Below are 20,504 nucleotides of genomic sequence, written 5' to 3' on the forward strand. Positions count from 1 at the left end.
AACCTTGCTAGTGCAATCGGGTGGCCAACAAAAACTCCCGCAAATCACGGCGCTTTCCCGGTAGATGTCCCTTATGGGACAGCCTTGCCGGGCAAATCGCACGCAAATCGAACACCCCGCGAAGCCGCTTCTCTCAGGAACCGCGACTGTGATGTTTGGCGTGCCGATTGCAACCAAAGTAAGACGATGCAGCATCCCGCCCAGGTCGCGATCTATCCCCCAAACCTGCTTTTGCAGGCCACGTGGGAAAATACACCTATGGAGTCCGTTCAAAGCCGGATCCGTTCCCCCCGTTTCATAACGGCTATGATCGCGTTCCTGATCGTGTCGCTTGCAATCACGACGTGGATCACGCCGCCTCACGCTGTCGTCCTTCACAACATCCTGCACCACCTCAACATCCTGCCGTTCATGCTGGCGGGCATGATCTTCGGTTGGAAGGGCGCGCTGCGAGCCATCGTCTTCGCCGTCATGCTGCAAGCGCCGATCGTGTACGAGCACTGGTACCGTGCGCCATTGGATGCGCAGGACCAGGTAGTGGAGCTGAGCACCTTCGGCATTGCAGGCATGATCGCAGGCTTGGTCGCTGATCGGGAACGCATGCAGCGAGCGCGCGTGGAAGCCACCAAGCATGAGCTTGAGCGCGTCTACTCCGAGCTGCGCGAAAACATCCAGCAGATGAAGAAGACCGAGCGGCTCACTGCTGCCGGGGAACTCGCCGCTAGTCTCGCTCATGAAATCCGCAATCCACTCGCCAGCATCAGCGGAGCCGCAGGCATCGTCGCACGTGGGCAGGCGCCCGCCGCCAGTCAGCACGAGTGTCTCGACATTCTGATGAAAGAATCCCAGCGGCTCAACAAGTTGCTCACAAACTTTCTTGATTTCGCCAGACCCCGTCTACCGCGTTTTCAAGCTACGGATCCCGGTGCCATGCTGCAGTCCGTTACTACGCTAGCGCAGCACAGCGGTGTGGAGCGCGGTGTGGACATCGTGCTGCGCACAAACTCGCTTCGAGGCGAAGTCCAGTGCGATGCCGAACAGGTGAAGCAGGTACTTTTGAACCTCATGCTGAACGCAATACAAGCCACCAGCGGCCACGGAACTATCCTTGTGCGGGCCTTCATGAACGCCCAGAGTCTTTGCGTTGAGGTACAAGACGAAGGCTGCGGCGTTGAACAACAAAACATGGATCGTCTATTCGATCCGTTCTTCACGACGAAGGAAAACGGCACGGGTCTGGGCCTCGCCGTCTCGGCAAACATCGTTGCACAGCACGGGGGTACGCTCTCTTGCGATAGAAACGGAGCGGATCGTCGAGGGATGACCTTCCGTGTGGAACTGCCACTGCAACCACCTTCTGTAGGTGATGCTGCGCGAGCGAAAGACAAGGCGGCCTTCGCTTGAAGAAGGGTACGATCCTCGTCGTCGATGATGACAGCAGCCTTCGGCGCGTCATGAAGATCCAACTGGAAGAGGCTGGCTACAGCGTCGCGCTTGCAGCCGACGGCGACGAAGCCTATGACATCCTCCCAGACCTTCGACCTGCGTTGGTCATCACGGACCTGCGCATGCCAAGCGGCGGCCTGGATCTATTGCGCAAGATTGCAAAGTCCGACATGGACACTACGGTGATTGTTATCACCGCGTTCGGCACAGTCGAAACCGCAGTTGAAGCCATGAAGATTGGCGCGTATGACTACGTGACCAAGCCACTCGACTTTGATGCGCTGGTACTTGTCGTCCATCGCGCCATGGAACGGCAGAGTCTGCGAGAAGAGGTGCGCACCCTGCGCTCCGTTCTGAACGAGCGGTATGGGTTTGAGAACATCATCGGCCGATCGAAGGGCTTTCTCCGCGTGCTCGATCAAGCCTCGCGTGTTGCGCCGCACGACACCACCGTCCTGATCCAGGGCGAGACCGGTACAGGCAAAGAACTTCTCGCACGTGCCATTCATAACAACAGCGGTCGCCGTGCACGTGCCTTTGTCCCCATCAATTGCGGCGCTATACCCGAAGATTTGGTCGAATCGGAGTTATTCGGCTACGTCCGCGGTGCCTTCACGGGCGCCATGACAAACAAGACAGGCCGCATTGAAGCTGCAGATGGCGGAACACTCTTTCTTGATGAAGTCGGAGAACTGCCGCTGGACGCACAGGTGAAACTGTTGCGGGTGTTGCAGGAGGGCGAACTCGCGAAGCTTGGAGCCAGCGCACCGACGCGCGTCGATGTGCGCGTGATCGGTGCCACCCACCGCAATCTTGCGGCAATGGTCGAGGACGGGACATTCCGCGAAGATCTCTACTACCGGCTGACCGTAGTCTCTTTGCGCATCCCGGCACTAAGAGAACGTCGCGAGGATCTTCCCGAACTTATCGATGCACTCTTCAAGCGAGCAAAGGAGCGGCATGGTCTCTCGCATGCGCAACTGTCACGTCCGTTATTGCAGCGACTCATAAGCTACGCGTGGCCAGGAAATGTTCGTCAGTTAGAAAACGTGATCGAACGACTCCTGGTTCTCTCGGCGGATGATGTTCTCACAGAAGAGAACCTGCCGGATGACCTGCAGGCCACGCCATCCGCACAGACGACGCCGCTCCAGTTCCCTCTGCCGGAGGAAGGCATCAGCCTGGAAGCAGTCGAGCGCGAGCTGATTGTGCAGGCGCTCGCGCGCTTCAGCGGCAATCAAACCCATGCAGCACGCTACCTCGACATCAGCCGTCGCACGCTTATCTATCGCATCGAGAAGCACGGCCTCCAGCACGAGGACTGACCTACCTCGTCCTGACAAGGCACGTGCTTATGGTGAGATTCTAGTAAGTGATGGTTGCGGTGATGGTATCCGAGTAAGCTCCGATTGGAGCTATCAGCCCGCTGGAGATTTTTCCATACACTGTGATTGGCTGCAGTAATCCAGTCGCAATTCCCGTGAGTGTGTCGACACCGCTCACCGATCCCCAGTTCTGCGAAAACGCAGCATCACGGAACAGGCTGTACCCGAGAGTGCCGCCATTCGGGCCAGCCATCTTGCGTGCCGATGTGCTTGCGCCTGTCGTTGTGCCGGCGTTAAGCGCGATGTCATAGGCAACATTGGCCGTGCAAGTGAGAGAGATCGTCGAGGTGCTCGTGATTGCCCCGCCGGTATAGCTGCCAAAGCCCATTGCGGTGGAGAGCACGATGCAAACTCCCAATGCATTCGCGATGACCGGAACATTAGCGGAAGATATTCCTCGGTTGGAAGTGACCGTCACAGTGAGCGCATCCGCATACTCACCCTGGGATGCCTGCTGGCTCTGCATCAGAACTGGGTAGATATTGAACCGCTGGACGCCACCAGTTCCAACACCAGATACAGCATCCGTGCCAATTTCGCTTCCCCAGTTCACACTGCGAGCAGCGTCTTGAAATAGTTGGTAGCGCAAGCCCGCGCCGCGGACGCCTTTCATCGTTCGCACTGTGTTCGCAGGACCACCCGCACTGCTCCTTAAACCGATCGTGTACGGAGTGGAAGCTGGGCAGATCACCGAAACGGGTGTCACGCCCGAAGCGACGCGGTTGCCGGCGTAGGTTCCAAGATGTATGGCCGGCACCGACACCGAGCAGGGAAAGCGCTGCGCAAGTGCTACGGGCGACAGCAGAAACGGCGCACACAAGAACGGAAGACATCTCATTGCACCACCTCCTTGCAGCGGAAGGGCCCGAGGACCGGTATATCGCCAGGGATCGGCTTGTAAGTAAAACTCACGGAGCAGCGATGACCATCGGGCCTCACGACATCCAGTTCGTTCTTTGGCTCAAGGTCCGCCACGAAGGCACTGCCGTCGTATCCCACGGTCACAGCAGCCTTTGTCGATCGAAGCGTCGCAATGCTTCCTACGGGCTCGGCAACACCATCAGCATCGGTAATGTGCACAAGAGCGCTGCGGTTGACACGAATATTGAATCGGATGATGACTCCGGATAGATCGCGCGGCCGAAACGTCTGCGCCGCATTCTCGATAGTTGCATCGATCGGTACACCCGTCGCGTCAATGGAGAGGTGATTCAGTTGAAACGATCGCACGTCTGCAATCAATAACTTTCCCGACCTACCGGTATCTCCCACGGGACGGTTCTCCTCAAAGATCTTCACATGACGCGCAGCGCCCGTGTCCACCACTGCAAAACTATCGAAGATTTCGTTGGATGCAAAGAGCCTGCGATCAACTAAAGAAACCGCACCCTGAGTCTCAGCTCGGCCGGTCATGACGCCTGCCGTCTGATCGATACCGCCCGTCACGAATCCCATCTTCGACCTGTGCTGAAACTCAGCGAATTGATGATTGAAGCTGCCGGTCTGGACATACGCATCGTAACCCCACTGGCCAACCGAAGTAGCGGGGCGCCGCACCGCGATCTGCGCAGTACCATCGGATGTCCCGGAGATATCTGCAGAGGACCGGGATCCGAAGGCGAAACTTATTCCCCCCTGAAAACCCTGGCTGTTGCTGCCGTCCCCAATGCTGCGGAACTCATTGGCGTACACGGTCACGTGGTGGATCTGCACTGAATAGTTTGCCGACAGGATGCGTGTGCGCTGCGGTTGTTGCTGGGCGGAAAGCGAAGCGTTGTAGTAAGACGCCTGATTGACGGCTCCATATGCAGCACCAAATGTGCCGAAGTGCCGGGTGGAATAACCCACATTGCCACTGATCTGCGAACGCGTTAAGGGAGCATTGTTAAGCGCCGCGACATCGGTGTAGCTTCGTCGCGTGATCAACGCATACGCACCGATGCTGAATACTCGCCCCAAACGCTCTGCACCAAGGGACAACTGCTGTCCGTTATGACCATTTCCGAAGCTCGCAGAAGCCGATGCTGTCACAGTTCCGAGGGTGCCCACGCGCAGGATGCCGCCGACACCGGGTGTTAACGCACCGGGTGCTGCCTCCACCTTACCCTCGAACGTGAACGAAGAATTGATACCCCGTCGATAGTTTGCAAAGGCTGCTGCACTGCCGTAGTGATTGCTGATGCTGCCCCAGTCGCGTCGCACCGCGCCCGCTTCAAAAGCGAATGTCTGTAACTTAGGCGCCAGCATCGCAGAACTTGCGTAGAAGCGTTGTGTCAACGTCACCTGTTGACCCAGCGCGTTCGTTACCGTAAGCGCGATATTGCCGGCGCCCATCACAACCGGTAGCTGCGGCACCTGAAAGGGACCAGGCTCTATCTGTTGCGAAAGCACCTGTGCACCGTCTGCCAGCACGTTAATCGTGGATGGCACTGCGGCAGATCCTCGCACACTGGGCAGCGGGAACGTTACCAGATCAGGCCGGGTGCTGAAGTCCGACCGAAGTTGGAATCCTGTCAGATGGACGGGACGTGTCCAAGTCAGGCCACTCGTGACAAAATCACCGAGACTGTAGCGCCGCATAGTATCCACGTCGGCGTACTGATAGGTCGTATCCAGACGGACAGCATTGTTTGTCCCGTAGGGTCCCGGCACTCCGCCGGCGTAGCCCAGCCAGCTTGAACTTAGGGTGCCACGCGGGGAGAAGGCTCTTAGATTTGCCTGACCATTCAGGCCGCTCCTTGAACCTGCGATCGTCGTCAATAAATCGTAGTTAAGCGTCATCCCGGTGGAACTCTCAACATTGCGATGCATCTCTGTATCGGTACCCCGATCGATCATCAACCGCGAGGCCCGCGTGATGCGGCCGTCTGTGCTGAGAAAGAGTGTCTGCGTCGGGATATCGATACGCCAGACACCACGTGGAAGCGTGTGCAGATCAGTCCAGTCGTTGCTCAATCCAGGTATCTGCAAGCCAATCTCTCGTAAGTCGTCGGCATGCGCCAGCAGCGTTCCATCTCGCTGGCTGAACTCCAAGATTCGATGGGTTGCTCGCCCATCAACGTATACCTCCAGCAGAAGGTATTCCTCTTCACCGAAGCACAAATCGACAGAGAAAAGACACATCAGCAAGACAAGGCCGCCCAGCAGCCAACGCAGGCTGCGCGTCTGGATCATGGTTCTTCAGTCACACTTACCTGCCGCACCAGGGCACCGGAATCCGTTTGAGCAGTGAGCGAGAACTCATGGGGCATCGCATGCGCCGTGCCTTCGGGAACGATCGGCCAACGGCGTTCCGCACCTGCGAGCACATAAGGAAGACCTGGCACCACGGCCTTCCACACCGATCCATCTGAAGTCTTCAGATGGATGTCCCGGACCGAATCGTGGATTTGACCGTTGTTCGCAACAATGAGAATCGACTTCCCATCACGGTGATGCTCCACGCGAAACTCAAACTTAGCAGTTGCGTGCACGTCGGCCTCGACGAAGACAGGAATCGACAGCCGCAGCAGGATCGAAACCTCTTTTGGGCGCGCCGCCGACGGCAGTTGATCGATCAGCAATCGGTATGTCGATTCACGTTCGGAAGCAGGCTGACGCATTGCAACACGCACAACCTGGCTCTCTCCCGGTCGGATGGTGGCCATGGGCGGGCTGATCAGGATGGCGTCTGTAGCATTCAGCGGGTCGGCGTTCCCTTCTTGTGCCCACGTGAAGGCACGCCCCTGCACCGTGATCGGTTCCGATGCTGGATTTTTCAAGGTCAGGGTTACTATCTTCTGCCCGGGCAGGAAGAAAAGATTCACGGGTTCCACGGCCAAGGTTTGAGCGTGCAACCCGCAAAACGTAATCAGTGGCGTTAGTCCAAGCAGGAGCGATAGGCGGAAACGTTTGCCTCGCATCAGGGGCCGATCAACTCGTAAATGTTGTGACGCCATTACCTGCATGCTGACATTCCGTCATAAGTACTTCAGAAAAACAGTAGTTAGCCGGCTCGCGTGAGCGAGAGAAGCAGCCCCTTCAACTCGCTATCTTTACGAGTTTCAGAGGGGGCCGCCCGAACTAGGTTTAGTAAGTAACAGTGACAGTCACGGTGTCGGTGTACACATCGATTGCACCGGAGGTTCCAGGTGCAATCTGGCCGTACACGGTTGCCAACTGGGGAAGACCAGTACCTGTGACCGAAGCAGGGGTGTCCGTACCAGGCGTGTTACCCCAGTTCTGCGCGTGAGCTGCATCTTGATACAGGCCATAGGGCAGCAGATTGGTGTTTACAACACCCGTCATCTTTCGCGACGTAACGCTCGCGCCAGTGGCTACGCCAGCACTCAGTCCGGTCTGATAAGGAGTCGTGGCAGTGCATGTCACCGTCAGGGTTCCGGTAGCATTGAGAGCGCTGGCGCTGACAGGGTTGTAAACTCCGAATGCGATAGGAGTTGCCGCAACGATACACGCCTTTACGACAGTCGCAGTCACGGCAAAGCTGGTGGTGGCAGTGGATGCCTCGGCGGTGCGGGAGGTAGCCGGAATCAAGACTCCAAGGGCAAGAATTGCTAGATAAGAGGAACGCAGACGAAACATGGACACCTTTTGGATCGGGGGAATTATGGCTCCAGTCCGACCTAAAACCTCTGCAATACTTACCAGCAGTTGGCCCTTGTCTGAGGGAGTGTCCAGAGACTAGCACCCGGCTTCGGCATTGCAGAAGGGGGTCAGAGCTGGAGTGATATCAAATCAAGACAAAAACCTTGTGAGCAAGCATCCCCTCGAGAAAACGTACGAGAGAGCGACCCTATAACGCCAGGCAAGCTGCGATCGCTAAGACCAGATGCACCTCTACAGCGATTGTTTTTGGCGAGTGCCAACCAGAGCAGCGAATCGCTGCGGTCGCGTGTTCGCTGCAAATGTTTGAATTGTCCAAGTTCAATCAACCTAGAAGCGAAAGTTCATAAAGACGCTGATCTGGCGATTGGCGGCAGTGCTATTTCCCTGCTCGGTATTCAGGGTTAGACTGCGCCCGAAGTATGGCGAAGTGAGCTGGCCAATCGGCGTCCCGGGATTGACGTGGTTCAGAACGTTTTGAGCCTCCACCGAAAGGAACAGCTGATAGGGCCGTTCGGGTTTCTCCTCTTTGGTGTTTGCCTTGGGGACAGCTGCGGCGGGCGGCGGCGGCGTAACGGGACGCTTGCCAAAGCCAAAGCCCTTGCCAAACTGGGTCTGAAGGCTGAAGAAGTTATAGCCATGGCCGTAATTGATTGGGATGATCTGCTGCCCGGCTATGGGCGCGGTGTCGAAGTTTCCATATGCGGTGCGGACGACCGACGCGCGGGTAAGGTCTGTAGCGAAGCTCGGGCGGTCGTTGTAGATGCTGTCGCCATTGTTGTCGGCTCCGGTGGTGATGTTGAAGCGTGTCGAGGAATGGGCAGATAGGAACATGCTGCCGGATATACCGAACGGGATATTAAACCAGCCACCAATGTAGCCACGGTTGCGTGCGAGCTGCGCGGGGCGGCCGTAGTCAGCGCGAATGTTGTAGGAGTTAGAAGGAAAGCTGCTCGCACCGCTGCCCGCATTGGATTGCTGGAAGCGTAAGGAATAGCTTCCGAAGAGGCCAGCGCGGTTGCCGAATTGGACGTAATAGTTCGTCCAAAGCGAGTTGATCGTCGAATTGCCTTCAGACGAAAATTGGTAGATGTTTTGGGTTCCACCGAGTGGGCGCACGCCGTTAAGCGGTGCATTCACGTTGCGCGACAGCAGCAGATGAACGCCCTGGATGTGGTTGTAAGTCAGGCTAAGGTTGCCATGCCCAAAGAGAGGACGGCTGGCCGTGATGCCCTCAGAGACATAGTATTCATTCCGCAGGGTAGGTGAAATGCGGTAAACGGTAGGCTGGGTCGCGGCAAGTGCGGATGGCGAAAGAATATTTGGGTATGAGTCAGGGTTTGCGAAATAGTAGGATCGCTGTGTCACGCCGTTTTGCCGTGCGGCAGTAAGAATGTTCCCAGCGGCGAATCGATCGTAGAAGATGCCCACACCGCCGCGCAGCGAAACATAAGGCGACTTACGCTTTGCGCTGGTCACAGCCCACGAGAAGCCGAGGCGAGGTGCCGGATCGATGTGGTCGGGAATGCCTGACTGCGTCTCAAATCGAAGACCCGGGATGAGGGAGAAGTTACGCGTTACCTTCCACTCATCCTCCACGTAGAGCCCCAGATCTCCAGTAAGAATGGCTGCGGAGGCCGTGCCTGCAGTGATGTTGAACTGCGATGCACCGCCACCAGCGGCTCGGATCTGCGCCGGTGTCTGGCCAGTGGCTTGTCCCCTTACGGTGGTCTGGTAGGCAGCAAGAGACGAGAAAATGTATGCGCCGTTGTAACCGGCGGTCGACGAGTTCCTGTCGCGGATCAGGCGATAACGTGCGCCCGCTCGCAGGAAGTGCTTTCCTCGGTCGACGGAGAGATATTCCTGCAACTCATAGTTGTCTTGCTTGTCTTCCGATACCTGGGAAGGACTGCCGCCACCGTTGAATGCACCCTGGACGATGAGCGTGGGCGCGGAACTGATTGCGTTTTGCCGCAGTCGGGTACGCAGGTATTGGAAGCGTGATTCGAAGACAACATGCGAACCGACAATAGTGGTATTGCCAACCTGAAGAGTGTTCGTTTTTGTGTTGGCGTCAACGCCTTGAGAGGCCAAAACGAGTTGGCCGACGCCGCTGTTGGTCTGGCTAGTGTCGGCGAACTCGTAGCGGACGGTGAAAGTATTGTTTGTTGAAAGATTGCGATCGATACGAACGTTCAGCGAATTAGTGATCTGTGGATTGGGTATCGCCTGCGATAAGGGTGCGCTGTTGAATGACGAGTCGAGGACAACCGCATTCACCGCTGCGTTATTTTCCATGTCCACTCGATTGCCGCCCACGAAGAAGCTGGTCTTCTTGCCCAGGGGCCCATTGAGGTTTCCATCAATGTAGGTGGAATGATAAGGCGGCTGTGCAGTGATGTAAGGATTGCGGGCATTGAAGACGTCAGCATTGCCGGTGACTAACAAAAAGCCATGAAGCTTGTCAGTGCCAGGCTTCGTGAATATATCGATGATGCTGTTGCCGCGCTGATCGAATTGAGCAGAGTATCCGTTCTGATTGATGCGTACTTCGCGGATACTCGCCTTCGGTGGGAATCGCCCGCCGGAGAAACCGTCGATACGGAACTGCGGCTGCTGGCCATCTTCGCCACTGCCCACCATCGCCTGCAACTGCTGCTGAAAGGTCGATGGGTTGTCAGAGAGTGTGTCGAGGGTCTTGCCTTTCAGGACCACGGCTAAACCACCGTCGCTGTCCAACTGTGCATCATCCGATTGGACTGCGACTTGTTCAGCATTGACGGCTACGCTGAGCTTGAGAGTAAGTGTGATCGGTAGTGCGGTGTCGTCAACAACAAGCGACTTCTGAATGGTGTTGAAGCCCGGAGCATCGGCCAGCAGGACGTAGCTTCCTGCAGGCAGCGCGAGACGGACGCGGCCGGTGCTGTCCGTCTTCACATCCTGTAGAGGAACACCATTGGCGTCGCTCCCGGCAAAGATCCGAACAGGTGCACCTGCGATGGCAGCGCCGGAGGGATCGGTGATGAGCATCGCGATTCCTGGACGAATCGCAGGCTGTTGTGCGGTAAGGGCAAGACAGAACGCGAGGTTTGCTGTTACATAAACTCGCTGAATGCTGCAGACACACCGAGACCTCAAATCATTTCCCTCAGAAAGATTGTGCAGGACTGCAGCTTCGACGGATTCGGAAAAGGATTGGGAGCAACCCAAATTTCTTTCTACGATATTGCCGTTGGTCCATTACTCGCTCCGACGCTCTTTGAGACACCGGACAACGAGGCTCACGCCCCGCATTCGCAGTTCCTGCCCTCACACGGAAGGTGCCTTAGCCAACTCTCGATGAACGCGCAGTTCAGCGGAGCGGCGCTCCTGATCCTCGCGAAGCAGCCCAAGAGCATTTGCGTCGTATAGAAGATCACCGCTGTGAGCGGCCCCGGGAGGCTCAGCTGGAAAGCTGATTGCTCACCTTCGGGCGGCCTGCGGGTCGCAAATTGTGGAGCTTGTGTTGGTGCCGGGAGGGGGGGTCGAACCCCCACGAGGTTGCCCTCGGCGGATTTTGAGTCCGCTGCGTCTGCCGATTCCGCCATCCCGGCCCTGTGCGCCGCTGGGTCTGCGGCTGGATGGTCAGCACTCTCAGTTTCGCATATTGCGACCCGTTTCGGCTGCTCTTCTCTTCAACTTGGGGCGCTTGTCTTTTCGCAGTAAGGCCCCTTCGTCAAAGCCACCGCTTGAGACGAAAGAAGATCAGCGGCCCACAGGCCGACATCGCCATCAACCCGAGCGCCCAAATGTACCCGTAGTGCCAATGGAGCTCCGGTATGCGGTCGAAGTTCATGCCGTAGATCGATCCAATCAACGTCGGCGGCAGAAAGATCACAGCAGCCACGCTCAGCGTCTTCATGATCGCGTTCTGCTGGATCGAAATCAGGCCGATGCTGGAGTCCAGCAGGAATTGAATTTGTGTCTGTAGAAAGTTGTCATGCTCCGCCAGCGACTGCACATCCCGTGCCAGCGTCTTTAGACGCGTATCCAAGCCGTTGTCGTCCACGATCTGCATCTGCAAAAACGGGATCGACCGACCGATGCTGTGAAGGCTCTCCCGTACGCGCGAAGCTAGCTCGCCGGCATTGCCGATGCGTTTCAGCACTCCCCCCAGGTCCGCCGCCGCAATCTTGTCCATCGAAGTAGCGTTCTGACTGAAGATTTCCGTAGAGATCGGCTCCAGCGCATCACCGATCTCTTCCAGCAGATCGGCGTCCCGATCAACGACCGTCTCCAGCAGACACAACATCGCAGAAATAGCGGAATGGAACACGCTATCTGGCTTCTGCGTCTTCGCGGTGAACAGTTGAAACGCCTTAGGATTCGCGTAACGGATCGTGACAAGTTGGTTATCAGCCAGCACAAGCGTGACACTCGTCAGGCGCGGCTGCATGGATTCCCTTCGCTCCACAAGCCGGATCGTCACAAAGGTGGCGCCATGCTCGCGATACAGAGCGCTGCTGCTCTCCACCTCGCGCATCTCGTCGCGCGTCGGAATCTCCAACTGCAGCTCTGCCTCCACGCGAATCTCTTCCTCGCGTGACGGCTCGTACAGGTCAATCCACAGTGCCTTGCGTAGATCACCTTCTGCGATGGGCAAGAGGTGGCCGTTCTGGTCAGAATAAGTAGTCAGCATGGGGCTCAACCCCGAGGTTAGCATCGCGACCACTCCTGCACGCGTGCTGAAATCACGCGCAAAGAGCGGCCCTTTGACATAGCAGCCCAAGACATCTAATCTTAGTTCTGGCCTATCCGTTGATCCCAACGTGAACAGCGCCCGCGTCCCCGTCGTCCAGTGGCCCAGGACACCGCCCTTTCACGGCGGTAACACGGGTTCGAATCCCGTCGGGGACGCCAACTCTCTTTCCAATCACATACAAAATTAAGCCCGAGCCAACATGGGCTTGAAAAGGTCGATCAGGGATCCTGATTACGGATATCTCTCTTTCGCGACTCTTCAGCCCACGCTCGCGCCGGGCCAGCACACGGTTATTTTCCCGCGTAGGTTATCCGCCAGATACGGCCCTTGTTGGAATCCGCAACATACAGAGTGCCATCCGGTGCGACCGCTATGCCCACGGGACGGTAGATAGCTCTCTTTGCATTCTTGTCATCCATGGTTGGACCCGCGAAGCCGTCCGCGAAGACCATCGGCGCGCCGGCTTTGTTCCCCTTGAATGGGATGAAGACGACGTTATACCCAGCCTGTCCATTTTCTCCACCTTCGTCGGCGGCGCCGTGCAAAGCGACAAACGCGCCGTCGCGATACATCTTCGGGAAACGCTTGCCTCCATAGAACGCAATGTCCAGCAGGCCGGCGCGACGCGGCTGAAAGAACGCCGCCACAGGCGCGGCGTAACTTGCCGCCGCGGGAGTCTTACCGTCGCCGCCATACTCCGGCGCAGTCAAGCGCAACTTACGTGCACCGTCCCAGTACGTGTACGGCCAGCCCATATCCGTGGACTTCGCGATCCGGAAGATCTCGTCCGGAATGGCGTCATCGTCAGCCTGGCTCACCAGCTCCGGAAACGCGGAATGCGTTCCGTCACGACCGTGCATGCCACCGTACAGCGCGTCACCCTTGTGCCAATCAAGCGCAGTCATATCGCGAATACCCGTGGCATAGTGCTCGCCTTCAACGAACTTCTGTCCTGGCTTTGCATCATCAAAGCTCCACACACCCGCGCGGGTGTCGAGCAGTGGGCACGGCTTCAACCCGACAGGCTTCGTCCCCTTGGGAACCTTTGGATCTGCGCAGAGGTTGGCATTAGCACCCAGCGACACATACATCCTCCCTGCCCCATCGAAGGCCAAACCGTGACCTCCTGGAGGGATGCCTTCAACGATCACCTGCGGCTCCGCCTTGGGCACAAGCGCGTTACCGTCAAACGTGAAGCGATACACCGCAGTCAACGTCGCCGCATACAGCGCTCCCTTGTACATGCGGATGCCGGTGCCGCCGTCGACAGCACCGAAGTGCTCTGTCTGCACGGCTTTGCCATCAGATCCCAGCCGCAGGCCGACGATGCCTGCTTGCACGCCCTTCACACGTCGCATGGAGACATACAGATCGCCGTTGTCGCGTACCGTGATGTGGCGGGCCGCCCCCAGCCCCTCCGCGACGACGGTCGCATGAAAGCCCTTGGGAAGCGTAAGGCTATCCGGCTCCTGCGCCAATAAGGTTCCAGTAAGCAGGCCCAAAGCTAATGCGATCGCAAAATTCTTCATCGTCGAGTCAAGTCCCCTCTCCAGACCCCTGACAGATACAGGCGACGGAGCAAATGATGTAGGTGTGATGAGGAGAAGTGTACCCGCTTTCGCGATGACTACGTTCCGGGTTTCGCCGACTCCGGTGTGCAGGAGTTGGCGTCGCCAGCCTTCGAGATGGATGTCTGGCAGGGTTAGGCTAAGTTCACGAGTTCCTTGCCCCCACTCGCCTCACTTCTGCTGGGGATTCGAAGTTGCTTCCAGCTCGAACCGGAGCTCTCCACCCGCCACCAGTTCGTCGTGCAGCAGGTAGGTGCGGCCCAGCACGCGGCCGTTCAGCGTGACCTTGCGCACCTTGAACATCCCCTTCGAGGCGCCGGTCGCAACGATGTGCAGACGGTGGCCATTCGGCAGCCGCACCGTCGCGTCATCGAACAGCGGCACGCCAAGCTCATACCGAGGCGTTCCGGGCGTCACCGGATAGAAGCCCAGCGCAGAGAAGACATACCACGCCGACATCTGCCCTGCATCGTCATTGCCCTGCAGACCGCCGGGGCTGTCCTGGTACAGCGTCCGCAGAATCTGCCGCACCTGGAACTGCGTCTTCGCCGGCTGATCGGCAAAGTTATACAGGTAGGCCAGGTGATGGCTCGGTTCGTTGCCATGGTTGTAGGCACCAGCCTTGAACAGATCGTCCAGCCGCGCCGTGAACTTCGGCTTGCCGCCCAGCAGGTCCACCAGCGCCGGCATATCCTGCAGGACAAAGAACGTGTACTGGCTGGGCAATCCCTCGGTGATCCATGTCGCTGCCTTGTTCGGATCGAACGGCGTCGCCCAGGTCCCGTCGGCATGACGCCCACGCGCATATCCGACCGACGGATCAATCACCTTCCGGAAGTTCTGACCGCGATCGAAAAACTGCTTCGCCTCGGCGCCATGTCCCGTCCACTGCGCCATACGACCCACCAGAAAGTCGTCATACGCATACTCCAGGGTGCGCGAAACCTGCTCGTCCGGATGGAATGCATCGCTGATGTGGTCTTCCAACGGGATGTAGCCATACTTCAGATACGAATCCAGCCCGCGGCGTCCCCGGCCATCCAGGTAAAGCTCCTTCGTCTCAGGCCCCTGCGTCGCATTCTTCTTCATCAGCCGGTAGGCCTGCTGCACATCAAAATTCCGAATTCCCTTCACATACGCGTCTGCGATCACAGCGTCCGCGTGATCGCCGACCATCTCGGTCGTGTAGCTGCTCCACGCCGGATAGATCGGGAGGAAGCCGCCCTGCTCCCCCTTCACCAGCAGCGACTGCACCATGTCGCGCTCCCGCTTCGGCTGCAGCACCGTCAGCAACGGATGAACGGCGCGGAAGGTGTCCCACAGGGAAAAGTCGTCGTAATACGTGAAGCCCTTGGCGACCTCAATCTTGCCGTTCCCGGCAAACCGCGGGTAGCTGCCATCCCGATCACTCAGGATTCGTGGCAGCAGCATCGAGTGAAAAAGAGCCGTGTAGAAGATCGTCCGATCGCTAGCCGATGCAGTCGGTCCCACCTGGATCTGGCCCAGCGCAGACTCCCAGGCAGCCTTCGCATTCGCTACCACCGCGTCGAAACCACCCGCGGGCACCTCATCCAGGTTCCGCCGTGCCGCCTCAAGACTGGTGAAGGATGTGCCGACCTGGGCGACGACGTCCCTGCTGCCCGCCAGGTCGAATGACACGTAAGCACCCGCGGCTGACTTGGTTCCGCTCTGCTCCTGCGCGCCCTCCTTCCGGCTGTCGCCACTCCAAACCCCACCCACAGTAAAGGGCCGGCTGAACCGCACGACGAAGTAGCCCCGATTCCCCGTCGGCTTACCGGATCCCGCATAGATTCGGAAGATCGGGTTCTCACCCGTAATCTCCTGCTTCGCCGCATTAATCCGAACCGTCCCAACGCCCAGGCGATGGTTCTCCTGCACGGCGACGAAGCCACCCTTCGCCCCGTCCGGAAAACGGAACCGCATCACGCCACTGCGTTCCGTCCCTGTCACATCCGCGTGGATTCCCGTATCCAGATCCACGGAGTACTCGTAGGCGCGGCTCTTCTCACGCGCATGATCCAACCGCGAAGATCGTCCCTGCGGATCCAGAACCTTCGAAGACAGCAGCGGCATCAGCGTCACGCTGCCGTAATCCTGCGTGCACGAACCACTCAGAAAGTGGCTTCCCCGAAACCCCTGCAGCCGCGTATCCGCAACATAGTAGGGCGCGATGCACTTGGTCTCGCCGTCGCGGGTCTGCGGCGTCCACTGCGTCATGGCAAACGGAACGCCCGCCGCCGGAAAGGTCTGCCCCTCTGCAGCGGTCCCGATCAAAGGATTCACAGCATCGGCAGGAGAGACTTGCGCGCCGGCAGAAAGAGCCACCAGCAAACCGGAAGAGAGAAGAAGGGGAAGACGAGCGGGCTTCATAAGCAAGACGTATTGTTCGCACACAACGCTAGAAAAGCAAGTAGACAGTGAATCTCTGGCGGTCAAGACTTAGCTTCGCTGGTGTGAAATGCGTAACCCTCTGCCTCAGCGCCAGCTACATCTCCCACTCCGCTGGAAGGCCTGTACACAACCGCCACTCCCCCGCACCACCACATCAAAGCTGAACGCCAATCGCGGGCGACGACCAGCGTGAGCTTGCATCCCATCCTCCATGGCACCCAGGAAAGGCCCCTCCAAAGCGGCCCACTCGAAGACAAAAACCGCGGCCGCTCCACCGAACGAGAAGGCGCAAGACGCAGCCGCCCCCGGCATGAGCGAGCCGGATGCCAAACGCATCCCACACCCGGCGCGAGAGAAGGCGATCCACGCCGCTACGTCGATCCGAGAGACCGCGAAACGCGCTGGGAAGACCTCTACGTCCAAACGCAGCAAAAAGGCAATTGGCAGCGAGCGGGAGCACCGCGAAGCCGCCGCCTATGAAGCACTCTCACCCGACCTGCCAGAGGCCCTCCGTCGCATCGCCAGCAACGACCGCGTCACCGTCCGCCGTGACGGCGCACCCAAGCCAGACGGCAAGGTCGTCGTCTACTGGATGCAGCGTGCGGAACGCGGCGTCGACAATCCCGCGCTCGACGTCGCCGTCGAAGTCGCCAACGAACTCGGCCTGCCGGTCGTCGCCTTCTTCAGTGGCGTCTCAAACTTCCCGCACGGTGTCCTTCGCGGTTACATCTTCCTCAACGAAGGTCTGCGGGATGTAGAGACCGATCTGCGCGAACGCAACGTCCCCTTCATCCTCCGCAACGCTCCGCACGAGGATCGGCTCCAGTTCTTCCAGGACGTAGACGCAGCCATCGTCATCGGCGATGAGAACCCAATGCGCGTGCCCGAGGGCTGGCGCAAACAGGTGCAGTCCAAGCTCAAGATGCCCTTCTGGACGGTCGATGCCGACGTCATCGTGCCCACCAAACGCTACGAAAAGGCGCCCTATGCGGCCTACACCATCCGCGGCCGGCTCTGGAAGATGCTGCCCGAATACCTTGAGGAATCCACTAACCCGCGTGCCAAACACACATGGCACAAGCCGCATGGCTTCCGCAGCGACGATCCGCAAGAAGACATGACCAAAGGCTGGAAGGATCTCGACCGCACCGTAGGCAAGGCAGAAGACCTCGACGGTGGCTCCCACGCCGCACTGCGGCGGCTAAAGCACTTCGTCACGCATCTGTTGCCCTCCTACGCACAGCAGCGCAATCACCCCGAAGTCGACGGCACCTCCCTGCTCTCGCCCTACCTGCACTTCGGCCACATCAGTCCGCTCCGCATCTACCTCGAGATCGAGAAGGCGGCCGCAGCCAATCCAAAGCTGCGCGAAAGCGCCGACAGCTTCCTCGACGAAATGGTCACCTGGCGCGAACTCTGCATCGCCTGGGTCAAGTGGGATCCCAACTACGACAACCCCGAGACCGCCGAAGCATGGGCGCGCAAGACCGTCGAAGCCCACGCCCACGACAAGCGCGAACACCTCTACACGCTCAAACAGCTTGAGCCCGCAGAAACCTACGATGAGCTATGGAACGCCGCCCAGCGCCAGATGGTACGCCGCGGCTGGATGCACAACATGATGCGCATGTACTGGGCGAAGAAGGTCCTCGAGTGGTCCCACTCAAACGCCGACGCCATGAAGGCGCTCATCCACCTGAACGACAAGTACTTCCTCGATGGTCGAGACCCCGGCGGCTACGCCGGCATCGCATGGGCCGTCTACGGCAAGTTCGACCGCCCCTGGGGAGAGCGACCCATCTTCGGCAAAATCCGCTATATGAGCGGCGCCAGCACCGGTCGCAAGTTCAACTCGCGAGCCTACATCGAGCAGAATCCGCCACTCGATAAGCCATAGAAGCACAGCATCGATATGGCTCGAGGTGACTGCCTTCCTATCGAAGGTGCAGGTAAGCTTCTACCTGCAAAGCCACCTACGACGACCGACAGTCATTTCGTCGGTCGTCTAACGTGAGGAACTTTCACCCACGAACCGCAGTTTCGAGACCCCGGGGCTAACTACGATAAGTCACCCCCCGTTCGATACCACCGCCTCTAAATTAGCCATAAGTGACCACAGATCCTGCGTCTTTGTCAGTTTCTTAAAATGAATCGACACAAGCGATTGGGACATACCCATTCAATCCCAATCGCTCATAGCAATAACTTGCCCTCACCATCTTGCTCTGCGAAATCTCGATTTATCGGCAAAATTAACTATGTCCGGTAGCGAACGGTAGATGGGTCCGTCAGGGTTTACCTTCAGCAACATAAGGGAATGCATAATTGCGATCACACGATGCAACATGCGCTCGAGGCTGAATATCGTGACCAGTGATTCCGAGCAACTCTCCTCCATTCCAGATAAGGTAGACAGCTTCGCTGCCCGCGTGTCTCACCCCGCGGACTGGGTCTTCCTGCAGCCCGCGATCCTCGACCAGATGCACGATTCCATCATCGTTACCGACCTGGACGGCATCGTCACGGGATGTAACCGCGCTTCGTGCCAGATCTACGGCTATGCAAAGGATGAACTGATCGGGAAGAGCGTAACCATCCTCTATCCCAAAGAGGATCGACACCTCCTGCAAGAGCAGGTAATACCGACCGTCATCTCCACAGGTTTTTTCCGCGGAGAACAGCGTAACCGGACCAGATCCGGCGATTCCATCTACGTCCACCTTTCGATCTCGCTGCTTCGAGATGGCGAAGACAAACCGGCAGGCATGGTCGGCTTCTCCGTCAACGTAACCCACCAGAAGCTGGGTGACCTTGCGATCCTGCGCCATGATGATGTGCAGCGACAGTTAAGTGCAGAACGTACCGAAAACGATCTGATGCGGCTACTCTTCGCTGCAGTCGAGAAGGCTGAAGATGTCTTCCTCATCACGGAGGCGGAACCCATCGATCAGCCCGGTCCTCGCATCGTCTATGTCAACCAGGCTTTTGAAAAGATGACAGGATATACAGCGGACGAGGTCGTCGGAAAGACGCCGCGCATCCTCCAGGGCCCTCGCACAGACAGAGCAGCGCTCGATCGCATCCGCACGGCACTCAGCTCCTGGAAGCCGGTTCGGGAGGAGATGACGAACTACCGCAAAGACGGATCGGAGTTCACCGTCGATCTCTCCATCGTTCCGATCGCGGATGAGAAGGGCTGGTACACCCACTGGATGGCAATCCAGCGAGATACCACCGAGAAGAGCAAGATTCTCAAGGCAATTGAACAGAACGAAACCCGGCTGCATTTCCTCACCGAGTCCATTCCACAACTCCTCTGGACTGCGAAGAAGGATGGATCGTGCGAGTTCGTCAGCGAGTCTTACGCGAGGTTCCTCGGCGTGGAACCAAGCGCCTGTCTCGGACAAGGGTGGTACCAGTTCACCCATCCGGATGACATCAGCCGTGCCGTAGAGGTATGGAAAGAATCGATCGAACAGAAACACACCTTCGTCGTGGAGTACCGCCTTCGCCGGTACGACGGCGAGTACATCTGGTTTCTCCACCGCGCCGTGCCGCGTATCTCCGACACAGGCGAAACCCTTGAATGGATCGGCAGTTCTACCGACATCGAGCAGCAGAAGCGCAGCGAAGCGGCAATCCGGCAAACGGAAAAACTGGCCGCTGTAGGACGCCTGGCGTCGAGTATCTCCCACGAGATCAACAATCCTCTCGCCTCGGTGACCAACCTCCTCTACCTGCTGGGTTCGCAGGCCTCACTCACCAAGACCGCGCAGGAATATGTACGCACAGCCCAGGAAGAACTGGCCCGCGTTAGTGAGATCACGACGCAGACGCTGCGCTTCCATAACCAGTCGACATTACCGGCACCAACGCGGATCTCAGAAGTTCTCGACTCGCTCTTATCCTTTTACCGACCCAAACTCGCGTCAGCCGGCGTCACGGTGCGCCGGGAGTACGAAAGAACCGAGCAACTGAACTGCCTGGCCGGTGATATCCGGCAAGCGCTCTCAAATCTGATTGGAAACGCTATCGACGCGTCCTCAAAAGGCGGACGCCTCAGAATCCGTCTGCGTCCCTCGGTCACCTGGAAGTACCGCAAACATCGCGGCGTGCGCATCACCATCGCGGACACCGGGCATGGCATTCCAAAAGAAACCCTGCACCGCATCTTTGAGCCCTTCTACACCACCAAAGGCATCTCCGGCACGGGACTTGGCCTATGGATCACAAAGGACCTCATCGCCAAGCATGAAGGCAGAATCTCAATGCGCAGTTCAACGGGAGCCGATTCGCACGGAACCGTCATCTCGATCCTTCTGCCCTTCGAGCTGAAACGACCGCTCTAAG

General features: G+C 58.1%; 12 protein-coding genes and 2 tRNA genes. 5 read left to right on the forward strand and 9 right to left on the reverse strand.

Annotation, left to right across the window (positions count from 1 at the left end):
* Nucleotides 1–306 precede the first annotated feature (306 nt).
* Nucleotides 307–1,404, forward strand: coding sequence for a two-component system sensor histidine kinase NtrB (locus tag TERRO_RS16545; protein ID WP_245536131.1), 1,098 nt, complete (start codon nucleotides 307–309; stop codon nucleotides 1,402–1,404).
* Nucleotides 1,401–2,771 carry a sigma-54-dependent transcriptional regulator gene (locus TERRO_RS16550; RefSeq protein WP_014786844.1) on the forward strand — a complete coding sequence of 457 codons (1,371 nt, stop codon included), beginning with the start codon at nucleotides 1,401–1,403 and terminating at the stop codon, nucleotides 2,769–2,771. The genes TERRO_RS16545 and TERRO_RS16550 overlap by 4 nt, the downstream gene beginning before the upstream one ends.
* Before the next feature lie 40 nt (nucleotides 2,772–2,811).
* Here TERRO_RS16550 and TERRO_RS22290 read toward each other — a convergent pair whose 3' ends face one another.
* The 7 genes from TERRO_RS22290 to TERRO_RS16590 form a co-directional block, all read right to left on the reverse strand.
* A complete protein-coding gene (locus TERRO_RS22290; protein WP_014786845.1) occupies nucleotides 2,812–3,669 on the reverse strand; it encodes a Csu type fimbrial protein in 858 nt (285 codons plus the stop codon).
* Entirely contained in the window at nucleotides 3,666–6,005 is a 2,340-nt protein-coding gene (locus tag TERRO_RS16560) for a fimbria/pilus outer membrane usher protein (RefSeq protein WP_014786846.1), read from the reverse strand. Before TERRO_RS16560 ends, TERRO_RS22290 begins: the two co-directional genes overlap by 4 nt.
* Entirely contained in the window at nucleotides 6,002–6,637 is a 636-nt protein-coding gene (locus TERRO_RS16565; protein ID WP_157178419.1) for a fimbrial biogenesis chaperone, read from the reverse strand. Before TERRO_RS16565 ends, TERRO_RS16560 begins: the two co-directional genes overlap by 4 nt.
* Nucleotides 6,638–6,899: 262 nt before the next feature.
* Entirely contained in the window at nucleotides 6,900–7,364 is a 465-nt protein-coding gene (locus TERRO_RS16570) for a Csu type fimbrial protein (RefSeq protein WP_217164385.1), read from the reverse strand.
* A 399-nt stretch (nucleotides 7,365–7,763) separates the two neighbouring features.
* Nucleotides 7,764–10,463 carry a TonB-dependent receptor gene (locus TERRO_RS16575; RefSeq protein ID WP_014786849.1) on the reverse strand — a complete coding sequence of 900 codons (2,700 nt, stop codon included), beginning with the start codon at nucleotides 10,461–10,463 and terminating at the stop codon, nucleotides 7,764–7,766.
* 476 nt (nucleotides 10,464–10,939) lie between these two features.
* A tRNA-Leu gene (locus TERRO_RS16585) sits at nucleotides 10,940–11,026 on the reverse strand.
* Nucleotides 11,027–11,148: 122 nt separating this feature from the next.
* The gene (locus tag TERRO_RS16590) at nucleotides 11,149–12,111 is read right to left on the reverse strand and encodes a magnesium transporter CorA family protein (protein WP_041592679.1); all 963 of its coding nucleotides are present in this window, start codon (nucleotides 12,109–12,111) and stop codon (nucleotides 11,149–11,151) included.
* A gap of 145 nt (nucleotides 12,112–12,256) precedes the next feature.
* Between TERRO_RS16590 and TERRO_RS16595 the strand changes: the two genes are divergently transcribed.
* Nucleotides 12,257–12,332 (forward strand) — tRNA-Glu (locus TERRO_RS16595).
* A gap of 132 nt (nucleotides 12,333–12,464) precedes the next feature.
* Here TERRO_RS16595 and TERRO_RS16600 read toward each other — a convergent pair.
* Both TERRO_RS16600 and TERRO_RS16605 read right to left on the reverse strand, forming a co-directional pair.
* Nucleotides 12,465–13,703, reverse strand: coding sequence for a PQQ-dependent sugar dehydrogenase (locus TERRO_RS16600; RefSeq protein WP_014786852.1), 1,239 nt, complete (start codon nucleotides 13,701–13,703; stop codon nucleotides 12,465–12,467).
* A 210-nt stretch (nucleotides 13,704–13,913) separates the two neighbouring features.
* Nucleotides 13,914–16,133, reverse strand: a complete 2,220-nt coding sequence (locus TERRO_RS16605) for a GH92 family glycosyl hydrolase (protein WP_014786853.1) — start codon at nucleotides 16,131–16,133, stop codon at nucleotides 13,914–13,916.
* Between the two features lie 232 nt (nucleotides 16,134–16,365).
* On the opposite strand from TERRO_RS16605, the gene TERRO_RS16610 reads away from it, so the two are divergent.
* Nucleotides 16,366–18,051 (forward strand): deoxyribodipyrimidine photo-lyase, encoded by a 1,686-nt coding sequence (locus TERRO_RS16610; protein WP_014786854.1) that lies wholly within the window; start codon nucleotides 16,366–16,368, stop codon nucleotides 18,049–18,051.
* A gap of 469 nt (nucleotides 18,052–18,520) precedes the next feature.
* Nucleotides 18,521–20,503: a PAS domain S-box protein gene (locus tag TERRO_RS22295; RefSeq protein ID WP_169315314.1), complete on the forward strand. Its 1,983-nt coding sequence runs from the start codon at nucleotides 18,521–18,523 to the stop codon at nucleotides 20,501–20,503.
* Nucleotide 20,504: the final 1 nt, after the last annotated feature.

Origin of the sequence: Terriglobus roseus DSM 18391 (assembly GCF_000265425.1) — a bacterium.
Taxonomy (GTDB): domain Bacteria; phylum Acidobacteriota; class Terriglobia; order Terriglobales; family Acidobacteriaceae; genus Terriglobus; species Terriglobus roseus.

Excerpts from the sequence above, each read along its gene's own strand:
- TERRO_RS16545 (WP_245536131.1), top strand. The coding sequence starts at position 307 with ATGATCGCGTTCCTGATCGTGTCGCTTGCAATCACGACGTGGATCACG.
- TERRO_RS22290 (WP_014786845.1), bottom strand. The coding sequence starts at position 3,669 with ATGAGATGTCTTCCGTTCTTGTGTGCGCCGTTTCTGCTGTCGCCCGTA.
- TERRO_RS16560 (WP_014786846.1), bottom strand. The coding sequence starts at position 6,005 with ATGATCCAGACGCGCAGCCTGCGTTGGCTGCTGGGCGGCCTTGTCTTG.
- TERRO_RS16575 (WP_014786849.1), bottom strand. The coding sequence starts at position 10,463 with ATGCTCATCACCGATCCCTCCGGCGCTGCCATCGCAGGTGCACCTGTT.
- TERRO_RS16590 (WP_041592679.1), bottom strand. The coding sequence starts at position 12,111 with ATGCTGACTACTTATTCTGACCAGAACGGCCACCTCTTGCCCATCGCA.
- TERRO_RS16600 (WP_014786852.1), bottom strand. The coding sequence starts at position 13,703 with ATGAAGAATTTTGCGATCGCATTAGCTTTGGGCCTGCTTACTGGAACC.
- TERRO_RS16605 (WP_014786853.1), bottom strand. The coding sequence starts at position 16,133 with ATGAAGCCCGCTCGTCTTCCCCTTCTTCTCTCTTCCGGTTTGCTGGTG.
- TERRO_RS16610 (WP_014786854.1), top strand. The coding sequence starts at position 16,366 with ATGGCACCCAGGAAAGGCCCCTCCAAAGCGGCCCACTCGAAGACAAAA.